5 protein-coding genes and 2 rRNA genes are annotated in these 10,316 nt (G+C 65.2%); 4 read left to right on the forward strand and 3 right to left on the reverse strand.

All coding sequences use genetic code 11. The features are described from left to right. From ACX93N_RS15975 to ACX93N_RS15985, 3 genes are all read left to right on the forward strand, one after another. Positions 1–472 (forward strand): 23S ribosomal RNA (locus ACX93N_RS15975); the annotation flags it as partial. A 192-nt stretch (positions 473–664) separates the two neighbouring features. Further along, positions 665–780 (forward strand): 5S ribosomal RNA (rrf, locus tag ACX93N_RS15980). A gap of 359 nt (positions 781–1,139) precedes the next feature. Then, on the forward strand, positions 1,140–4,028 hold the full coding sequence (locus tag ACX93N_RS15985; protein ID WP_459429435.1) for a response regulator: 2,889 nt from the start codon (positions 1,140–1,142) through the stop codon (positions 4,026–4,028). On the opposite strand, the gene ACX93N_RS15990 is transcribed toward ACX93N_RS15985, so the two are convergent. From ACX93N_RS15990 to ACX93N_RS16000, 3 genes are all read right to left on the reverse strand, one after another. Next, a complete protein-coding gene (locus tag ACX93N_RS15990; RefSeq protein WP_459429436.1) occupies positions 4,025–5,602 on the reverse strand; it encodes a hypothetical protein in 1,578 nt (525 codons plus the stop codon). The genes ACX93N_RS15985 and ACX93N_RS15990 overlap by 4 nt on opposite strands. Next, entirely contained in the window at positions 5,592–7,757 is a 2,166-nt protein-coding gene (locus tag ACX93N_RS15995; protein ID WP_459429437.1) for a putative bifunctional diguanylate cyclase/phosphodiesterase, read from the reverse strand. The genes ACX93N_RS15990 and ACX93N_RS15995 overlap by 11 nt, the downstream gene beginning before the upstream one ends. A 65-nt stretch (positions 7,758–7,822) precedes the next feature. Continuing rightward, complete coding sequence (locus tag ACX93N_RS16000; protein ID WP_459429438.1) at positions 7,823–8,878, reverse strand: DUF3187 family protein; 1,056 nt, start codon at positions 8,876–8,878, stop codon at positions 7,823–7,825. Positions 8,879–8,918: 40 nt separating this feature from the next. Here ACX93N_RS16000 and ACX93N_RS16005 point away from each other — a divergent pair, with 40 nt between their 5' ends. Then, positions 8,919–10,034 (forward strand): pectin acetylesterase-family hydrolase, encoded by a 1,116-nt coding sequence (locus tag ACX93N_RS16005; RefSeq protein ID WP_459429439.1) that lies wholly within the window; start codon positions 8,919–8,921, stop codon positions 10,032–10,034. The last annotated feature ends 282 nt before the right edge of the window (positions 10,035–10,316 follow it).

The following is a 10,316-nucleotide window of genomic DNA, read 5'->3' on the forward strand; positions in this document are numbered from 1 at the left end:
AAAGGTACTCCGGGGATAACAGGCTGATACCGCCCACTAGTTCACATCGACGGCGGTGTTTGGCCCCTCGATGTCGGCTCATCACATCCTGGGGCTGAAGCCGGTCCCCAGGTTCTGGCTGTTCGCCATTTAAAGTGGTACGCGAGCTGGGTTTAGAACGTCGTGAGACAGTTCGGTCCCTATCTGCCGTGGGCGTTGGAGAATTGAGGGAAGCTGCTCCTAGTACGAGAGGACCGGGGTGGACGAACCTCTGGTGTTCCGGTTGTCACGCCAGTGGCATTGCCGGGTAGCTATGTTCGGACGGGATAACCGCTGAAAGCATCTAAGCGGGAAGCCTCTCCCAAGATGAGTTCTCCCTGACCCCTTGAGGGTCCTGAAGGGCCGTCCGAGACGAGGACGTTGATAGGCTGGGTGTGGAAGCGTTGTAAGGCGTTGAGCTAACCAGTACTAATTGCCCGTGAGGCTTGACCATATAATCCAGGTTGTTTGCGCTGGGGTGGGGAAACCTGCCGAAGCCAGCGAGGCTCCCGGGTGTTGTGGCGAGTCCGGTGTGAAAGCACGAATACTCAGGCACAGACCAGATACGAAGCTTGATCTACCGCCTTATTGGGGTGGCCGGCATCGCCGGGTGCGAGTAAGACCGAGGGTCATCCCAGCCAGTTTGCCTGGCGACCATAGAGCATTGGAACCACCTGATTCCATCCCGAACTCAGCAGTGAAACGATGCATCGCCGATGGTAGTGTGGGGTCTCCCCATGTGAGAGTAGGTCATCGCCAGGCTCCAAAAAACAGAAACCCCGGTCCGTTGGACCGGGGTTTTTGTTTTTAGGAACCGAGGATCTACTGCCACTACAATCCGGGTCCCATGTGACCGACCCTGCACCGCAGGTGCGGGGAGGGGGCGCCGAAGGCGTCGCGAAGCGATCGCGAGCACCGCTCGCGACCCAAAGTAGGTCATGGGTGTGGCACCAACCCCAGTCCAGAATCCCAACGCCCCGATCAGTCACTGGTCGGGGCGTTTTACGTTGTGGTGTTCGATACGCGGCTGCCCGGCATTCACATTCTCGTCACACAAATGACATAACCTTCAGGCTGCGCAGTCTCACAGCTTCATTCTCAGCCCGCAGCCGGAATCGGTCATGGCACTCCTCGCTTCGCTCCCCATTCGCAGCAAGCTCGTCCTGGTCACGCTTGTAACGCTGGCCCTTGCGCTGACCATTGTGATTTCCTATACGTTTTTCAGCCACAGCGTCTCGCTGCGGGAAAACGAGCGTGAAAACCTCCTCACGGCGGCCAGGGCGCTGAACACGAGCAGCGCGTCCGCGTTGCTATTCCGCGATGCGGAACTGGCGCGGCAGGCGCTGCGGGCGCTTGAGGAGAATGCCAGCGTGGTCGCGTCCCAGTTGTTTACCAGCGAGGGTGCCGTGTTCGCCAGGCACTTCTCCGAGACGGATCCGGCCTTCGAAGTCCACGACGCGGCTGCGTACCTGCCGCTCCTGGAGGCAAGCATGGCCTCCGGAGCGGTGTCAGCCGAGTACCAGGGTTTCCGGGTTCTCAATGCGGTGATTCCCGTACGCCTTGAAAATGAGGTCCTCGGCTACCTGCAACTCCGCTCTCACCTGGCGGACGTTCGCGAACGGATCATCAGCGACCTGCTCATCATGCTGGCCGTGGTCGGTGCCGCCTTCGTGCTGGCGACTTTCCTCTCGCTACGGCTACAGCGGCTCGTGGCGGGCCCGATACAACAGTTAGTCGCCGTTACGCGGCGCATCGCCGAGAGCGGAGACTACTCGGTACGCGCGACCAAGCACCAGGACGACGAGATCGGATCGCTCATCGAGAACTTCAACTACATGCTGGCCCAGATCGACGAGCGGGACCACGAGCTTGAGCAGAAGCAACGCAGCCTCGAGCACCGCAGCGAAGATCTCTCGGAAAGCAACAAGCGTCTTGAAGCGGCCATGCGCGACAATGTGGAGGCGCGGGAAGCTGCGGAAGCGGCGAGTCGGGCGAAAAGCGAGTTCGTCGCCCATATGAGCCATGAGATACGCACGCCGATGAACGGGGTGCTGGGCATGCTGGACTTACTTGGACGGACGCGCCTCACGCGAGAGCAACAACATTTCGTGGACACCATCAACCAGTCGGCAGAGACCCTGATGGCTGTCATCAACGACATCCTGGACTTCTCGAAAATGGAAGCGGAGAAGCTTCGTCTCGACCTCTCCGACCTCTCGATTCGCAACGTCGTCGAGGAGACCGTCGAACTGCTCGCCTCGCGTGCGCACGAGAAAAAACTGGAGATCGTATGCCGGATCGACCCGGATGCAGACTGGCGGGTTGTCGGTGACTCCATCAGGCTGCGCCAGATCCTGATGAACCTTCTCGGCAATGCCATCAAGTTCACGGAAGCAGGTGAGGTGTCGGTGCATGTCAGCTGCAGTGAAGGCGCTGCTGCCCCGCGCTACCGCTTCGAGGTCCGCGACACCGGTATCGGGATCAGGCCCGACAAGCTCGACACGATCTTCGAGGCCTTCAGCCAGGAGGATAGCAGTACCACCCGGCGCTTCGGCGGTACGGGCCTCGGGCTGGTGATCTGCAGCAAGCTGGTCGAACTGATGGGCGGGACGATAGGAGCCGACAGTGAGCCCGGCGCGGGCTCGACGTTCTGGTTCGAGGTGCCGCTGCCGCTATCCGAAGACGTGCAGCCCACGGCGAGACTCGAGGAACTGCAGGGCCGGAAGATCCTCCTCGTGGACGACAATGCCACCAACCGGGACACGGTGAGCACGCTGCTCCTCGACTGGGGTATCGATGTCTACACGGTCGAGAGCGCTCAGGCCGCCTGGAATCTGCTCAAGAGCGCCGCCGACAGCAGTGCGCAGTTCGATCTCGTGCTCCTCGACTGGCACATGCCGGACGTCGACGGTGTTACCCTCGCCCGCAGGCTCGCTGCCGATGGCAGCCTGGCCCCGATTCCCCGGGTGATGCTGAGCTCCGCGTCGGTGCGTGACGTCGCCGAGCAGGACAGCGATCATCTCTTTACCGCGTTCATTGCCAAGCCCGTCAGGCAGGGGCGCCTCCGCGAATGCCTGCTGGGGCTGCTTTCAGAGCGTGCTTCGTTCGTGGAGGAACAGCCGAGGCACCGGCCGGCAGACCCGCCGCGCGTCCCGCGCCTCGGTGGTCTGGGTGTGCTGGTTGTGGAAGACAATCCCGTCAACCAGAGAGTATGCCGGATGATGCTCGAGTCGGCAGGCTGCCGTGTGCGCCTGGCGGAAAACGGGGCGGAGGCACTTGAGCGCTGTGAGGAGGGCGGTATCGACCTGGTGCTCATGGATTGCCAGATGCCCGTTATGGACGGCTTTACGGCCACGGAGCAGCTACGTGAGCGGGAGAACGCTGCGGGCCTTCCGCGGCTGCCGATCATCGCGCTGACTGCAAACGCCCTGCATGAGGACGAGAAGCGCTGCCTGGACTCGGGCATGGATGCTTACCTGGCAAAGCCGATCGCACGGGACGACCTGCTTGCAACTATCGCCCGCTGGGCACCGGAACGGGAAGCCTCATCGGGCTTCGGTATAGAGACAGAGCCGGTTTCCCGGGGCAGCGCCGAGCTTGCCCTACCCGGTGACGAGGTCCCGCTGCTCGATGAGTCGGCGCTGGATTCCATGCGTGCCCTGCGGCCCGGGGACGGGGATGCCCTGGTAGCCAGCTTCGCAGATCTCTTTTGCAAGGAGACCAGCCGCCTGCTCGGAGAGATAAGGGATGCCTGCACCAGCGGAGACCGGGAGACGGTGCGGCTGTCGGCCCACAGCATAAAGTCCAGTGCGCATCAGCTGGGAGCGCTTCGCCTCGCCGCCCTGGCGCAGGAGATGGAACATCATGCCGCGGATCCGGAGGGCGGGCCGCTGGCGGATAGCGCCGCGGCCATGCGGGAGCTCTTCGGGAAGACGTTGGCCAGCCTCGAGTCTTCCGGCGTCCTGTCCCGCGGTGCGGAGCACGGGAGCCCGGGCCCCGCAGCTGGTTAGTCGCCGCCGATAGCCGAGGGTCCCGAGAGCAGCGGCGGCAGGCAGCTGCGCGGCTCTCCGAAATGCTCGTAGCTCACCCCGGCAAGGGGGCGCTCCTCCAGCGTTGCTGCGGTAATTGGCGCTTCGACGGGACGGTTGCCGGCGTTCACGCCTCCCAGATAGCCTCCCTGGCCCCAGGAGTGGCGGAAAGCGCGGTTGAGGCTGCTCAGCACCGCGGGCTGGCCCAGGTAGGCCGCCAGGTAGTTGAGTATCTTCCGCTCCTCTTCTGCAAAATCCGCCTCGCGTTCCCGCAGCCACTGGATCGAGCCCGTGGAGACATGGCGCCAGTATCCGCGGTGGGCGTTCAGGAGTGTCGGGGCGTAGCCATCAACACGCACGTGACGATATTCCGCGCCGAGGTAATCGCCGATGTTTTCCGTCGACAACATGCCGATCGCCCAGCGATTGTGATCGTCGTGGTAGTCAAGGCACGCGCGCACATCGGCCGAGCCGCGGCCCGCGTTGACCCGACCCGCGGGCAGAGCCCGGTCCAGGAGTGCGGACACCTCGCCGCCGGCAATCCCGTTGCTGCCGTCATCGGGAGCGGCGAAGGCCGGTGACGGGGCTGTGCAGCCACGTCTCAGGTAGTGCAGCGCAAAGGCCAGCTGGGTACCCGAACTCTCGATGCGCCGGCAGAGGTAGATCCGGTCACCGGAAGACGGGGCCGGCCGATAGGCGCCGGGGCTCGTGCCCGACAGATCCCGGCGTGACAGTGGCGGAGGCGGTGGCAGCTGGGCCGATGCGGTAATCGGATCCCCCGCCTGGTCGTAGAAAGCGGACCAGCTCTCTACCACACCGGCGAAGATGCTCGCGAGCTGGGCGCTGTTGAGGGTGGGCATCGCCGCCAGGCTCTCGCGTGCCGGGTCGTCATGAGGTACTTCTGCGGACACCAGCCCCTGCAGGGCCTGGAGGGCATTGCGGAAGTTCCGGCTGACCGGGAGCCCCCAAACGAGCTGTGTCAGCGGGTGTGTTTCGAGGGCCCCGGTGTCTGCGGCAAACATCACCGGCTCCAGGTCCGAAATGCCGGCGTCCGGGATCACCCGGGTGATGGTCGTTTCACAGTCCACGTGAACGGTATAGGCGGAGAGGGCGCCGGAGGGCAGCACGCGGTTCCGGCCCGCGCAGCCCTGCGCCAGTTCCCGCTGGCGGAGAAAGGGCGTGGGTGTTTCTGCGAGCAGCGGGACGACGCCGTCGCCCGATCCTCCGCTGGACTTGAAGAGAGCGAGCCGGAGGCCTGCAGCGATGCCCGGGATGGCATCGGTGGTTCGGCAGAGGAAGACGCGTTGCCGGCTGCCCCCCGCCCGGCCCTGGTACACGTCGAGGGTGCCTGCCGCACACAGGGCAGGTGTGTCCGGCAGGTCGTCGCGCAAGCGCAGCAGGCCCTCGATGAGGCGATCCTGGGCCGAGGACCCGGCGATGTACAGGCGCAGGTCCGGCGCTTCCTCTGCCGGGAAGCCCCAGGCGCTCGCGGCCACGAGAACCAGGATCGCGACGGGGAGCCGTCTGACTACCGTGCCCGGGGCCTTAATGCTCACGCGGCGCCTCCCCGTGCTGGCGATAATGCAGCACGAAGTCCAGCAGGTCCGCAGCGGGCCGCGCCTTGCTGACCAGCCAGCCCTGCACCGTGCAGCTGCCCATGGAGCGCAGCAAGCGGAGCTGCTGCTCGCTCTCGACGCCCTCGGCGATAATGCGGATACCGAGTTCCTGCGCCATGCGAAAGACCGCGCGGGTTACCGCGGCGCCCTCATCACCGCGCTCGAGGTCAGCGACGAAACTCCGATCGACCTTGAGATAATCGATGGGAAGGCGGGTCAGGTAACTGAGGGAAGAGTAGCCGGTGCCGAAGTCGTCGATGGCAATCTGTACGCCGGCGCTCTTGAGTTCGTCAAGCCATTGCAGGCGCGACGCCGCGTGAGTCATCAACGCGCTTTCCGTGATCTCGAGCACCAGGTGGCCCCTCCTGGCTTCGAACTGCGCCAGGAGCGTTTCCAGGCGCTGGCGGAAGTCCTTCTGGCGAAGCTGAAGCGCGGAAACGTTGACCGACATCTTGAAGCTGTCACCGAGCCGGGGCCGCCATTCCTCGAGCTGCCGCAGGGCCTCGCCGAGGACGAAGTCTCCGACGGGCAGGATGAGACCCGTCTCTTCCGCCATGGGGATGAAGCTGCCCGCGGGGCGGAGGCCTTGTACGGGGTGTCGCCAGCGCACGAGGGCCTCCACGCCGACGACCTCGCGCAGCTGGTCATCCAGTTGCGGCTGGTAGTGCAGCTCCAGCTGCCCCTTGTCGATGGCCCTGCGCAGTTCCGTTTCGAGCTCGAGGCGCGCGACTGTGTTCACCCCTGACTCATGGGTGAAATAGGCGTAGTTGTTTTTGCCATCCTGTTTCGCTCGATACATGGCCGTATCTGCACGCATCATGAGCTCGTCGAGAGTGTCTCCATCGTCCGGGTACAGCGCAATGCCCAGGGAGGCGGTGATGGTCAGGTTTGTACCTCCGATCTCGTAGGGCATCGCCACCCGCTCCAGAACGCGGCGGGCTACCCGGGAAGGTGCTGTGTCATCGGTGAACTCTGTGACCAGGAGAAAGAACTCGTCCCCGCCGAAGCGAGCCAGCTGGCTGAGCTGCGGGCCGTCTATCGGCGCATCGCGCGCGACGAAGTCGTGGGCGCGGACTACGCTGGACAGTCGTTCCGCGACTTCCTGCAGGAGCCGGTCTCCGGCGCTGTGTCCGAGCGTGTCATTGACCCGCTTGAAGCCGTCGAGGTCGAGGAGGCAGATCGCGCAGCGGCTACCCGCGCGCGCCGCCCGCGACAGGGCCCCGCGGACATGCTCGTTGAGCAGGCGACGGTTCGGCAGCTGGGTAAGCTCGTCATAGTGGGCGAGGCGGTGCAGCTCGGCCTCGACGCGTCGCTGTTCACTGACATCCTGGAGGATGCCGATGACGACGTGCGGCCGTTCCTCGCCCGAGAAAAGGAAGATTCCCTCGGCCGGGTAGCGGCTGCCATCGCGCCGGAGTAGCTCAAGGGAGGTGTTTACCTGGCCGCGCTCGGACAGGCGCGCGAGCCCCGCGGCGAGGTTGGTGTCCGAGGGGCCGTGGGCGATGCTGAAAAAGGGCATGCCGATGAGTTCGGCCTCGTCGTAGCCCAGGTTGGCCAGTGCACTCCGGTTGGCGCTGAGCAGTCTGCCCGTCTCCAGTTCGTAGGTGATTACTTCCGAGTGCGAGTTGTCGATTGTGCGGCTCAGGCGCGCGGCGCGACGTTCTCCGGCGAATGCGCGGGAGGCGCGCAGGGCGTAGCGCACCCGGTGCTTGAGGATGGGCCAGTTGATCGGCTTGCCGGTAAAATCCCATGCGCCGGCACCGTAGGCCTGCTCGACGGCATCGATATCATCGAGACCGGTCAGCACGATGATGGGGGTCTGCGCGAACTCGGGAACCGCCTTGATCCTGGCGCAGGTCTGAAAGCCGTCCATGCCGGGCATCAGCAGGTCGAGAAGAATGACATCCACCCGGTTGTTGCGGAGCAATTCCAGGGCCTGCGCGCCAGACGACGCCAGCAGCACCGTATACCCCTCTTCGGCGAAGGCGGCCTCTGCCAGCAGACGCAGGCCGGGATCGTCGTCTACCGCCAGCAGTGTGGGCGTCGCGCTGGCGGCGCCGGCAAGGGACCCGAGGTCGACCGATCGCGAGTACAAGCCACCCCCTTCCGGGCAGGATAAACGCGTAAGTTACCGGGGCTCTATGAAGGTTTCGTGACAGTTCAGGGCGCGCCGGTCGGGAGCCGCCAGCGCAGGCCCGCCTGGAAAACGATGTCCGGTGAGCGCTCGACCACGATATCCTCACTGAAGGCGAGGTCGAGAACCCAGCCTTTGTCGAGTTGGACCGAGGCGCCCATGACCAGCTGCGCCGAGGGCTCGCCGAGCACCTCACGCGGGCTGTCCCAGGCTGCGCTATGCGCATCCAGCTGCATTTTCAGGTGCCAGCGCTCGCCGGCGCGCCAGCCCACCGTCGCCGAACCGAAAGCCAGCCAGCGCTCCTGAACAGCGGGCAGCAGGTCGCCGTCCTCACGCAGGACAACGCCGGCGGACAGGTGTGTGTACAGCCTGCCGCCGGTCGCGGTGCCGCCCCCGTTGCCGCTGCTGCTGAAGTGCGCACTGAGCGCGAGGTCCATACCGCCACTGCCGGTCAGGTCAGCGGCGTCGCCCGTGGGCAGCTCGAGCTGCCCACGCAGGGCAAAACGCTCTCCCAGCCGGCGCGCGATACCGACCTGTACGTCGCCGATGCCGTTCGCTGTCCGGGCGAGTCCCACCCCGCCCGCGTCGGGCCGGTAGCGGTACAGCAGCCGGTCCCGGGGGTAGTTTTCGCGGTCGCCATTGGGCAGGGAAAAGGCCTGGTGCCAGCCCTCGATGGCGCTGTCGAGAAAACCGCCGCTGTGACGCAGCAGCGGGAGCACGGCGGAGGCCTCCCAGCCGCTTCCGAAGCCCCTGCGCACGCCGAGGGCCAGGCGGGTGGTCTCTCCGTCGAGGACGAGAGCGCAGTCGTCGCGGCACAGCGAAGGTTCATGGAGACTCGTGTTGGCGACCTCGAGAGTCGCGCGCGCCTCGAGGGAACCCGCTGGCGGTATCCGGGCGCTGCGGGCATCGGGCAGGCCCACCGGCAGGAGCAGCGGGCTACGGTTCGCGGTGGGGAACGGGGCATCGGGCCCGGCGGCCAGCGCCGGGCCCGCCGGCAGCATAGAGGCCGCGAGGGAAAAGAATAGCGGAAAAAAGACGAGGGCAAAGACCCTGCCGATGGCTGGTGACGCAGGGCGGCGCATGGCAAACTCCCGGCGGAACAACCATAAGAAGGAACACACCATGCGCGACCGTCGCCCCCTGTTTCTCGTCCTCGCCGCCCTGTCGCTGGCGGCCTGTTCCGACTCCGACAATACCCTGACGATCGATCCGCCTCCAGCGCCGGAGCCCGAGCCGGAGCCGGTGCCCTTTGCGGAACTCTACGACCAGGGCGTGGACCGTTACCTGGGCCTCTACACCCCCATGACCTCCGAGACCGAGGGTGACGTGGTGAACCACGCCTTCGGTGCCGGCGACGGTCCCCTCTGCCTCACCGGCGGAGAGTACACCATGGCGACCCGGGACCAGGGCAGCGCGGAACTGATGATTTTCCTCGAAGGTGGCGGCGCCTGCTGGTCAGAGCTCTGCGCGGCGACGGAAACGGCGGCGCCGGGCATCCCCCCCTTCGGTATCCTCAACCCGGAAACGCCCGGAAACCCGGTGGCCAGCTGGAATACCGCCTACCTGCCGTACTGTGACGGCTCGATCTTTTCCGGTGACATCGATGTGGACCTCGACGACGATGGCATGACGGACCGCTACCACCGGGGCCTGAAGAATCTCTCGGCGGCGCTGGATGTCATCGCCAACAGCTTTCCGAGCCCCGAGCGCATCCTGCTCACAGGCAACAGCGCCGGCGGCTTCGGCACCGACTATGCGCTGCCGCTGGTGCGCAAGCTCTACCCGGACGTACCGATCGAGCTGGTCAATGACTCGGGGGTGGGCATCTCCCGGCCGGGCCTGACGGAGCAGTTCGTGGAGGAGTGGAATTCCGGGGCGTTCATTCCCGAAAGCTGCGGTGACTGTATCGATGAGGACGGGCACCTCACCAACTATCACAAGTACCAGCTCGCCGAAGATGGCAACCTGCGCATGGGCTTCCTGAGCACCAGGCAGGACACGGTGATCGCCGACGTGTTCGTCGGCATCGGTGGCGAGGCCTTCGAGGCGGAACTGGTGCCGGAGATGGCGGAGCTCGAGGCCGCCTACCCGGAGCGCTTCCGCAGCTTCATCGCCGATGGCAATAGCCACACCTTCATCCAGGCGCAGTTCGACCTCGAGGTGCAGGGGACATCCGTGAAGGAATGGATCGGGCTGATGCTGGACGGCTCGTCGGACTGGCTGTCGCTGATCGACTGACGGCCCTGCGCAGGGCAGGGCGCTTCCTTCGCAGGGTTCCGGTGCGACTGGGGGAGTCTTCTCTCAGTCGCTCCCCGATACACGCTTTGTGAGAGAAGACTCCCCCACTCGCCCCTGACGCCTCACGTGCCTTCAAGGCAGAGGCGGTAGGGGCGGTTGCTGGAGAGTGCCCCCACCAATCGTGTGTCGGGGAGCGACTGGGGGCACTCTCCAGCAGCCGTCCCGGTGATAGGCAAAGAAAGAAAAAGCCCCCGCGGGACCACCCGGCGGGGGCTTTTTCCT

The sequence above is a fragment of the Pseudohaliea sp. genome (genome assembly GCF_054552115.1).

What these genes read in the sequence shown, in the direction of transcription:
- ACX93N_RS15985 (WP_459429435.1), top strand. Translation starts at nt 1,140, where the DNA reads ATGGCACTCCTCGCTTCGCTCCCCATTCGCAGCAAGCTCGTCCTGGTC.
- ACX93N_RS16000 (WP_459429438.1), bottom strand. Translation starts at nt 8,878, where the DNA reads ATGCGCCGCCCTGCGTCACCAGCCATCGGCAGGGTCTTTGCCCTCGTC.
- ACX93N_RS16005 (WP_459429439.1), top strand. Translation starts at nt 8,919, where the DNA reads ATGCGCGACCGTCGCCCCCTGTTTCTCGTCCTCGCCGCCCTGTCGCTG.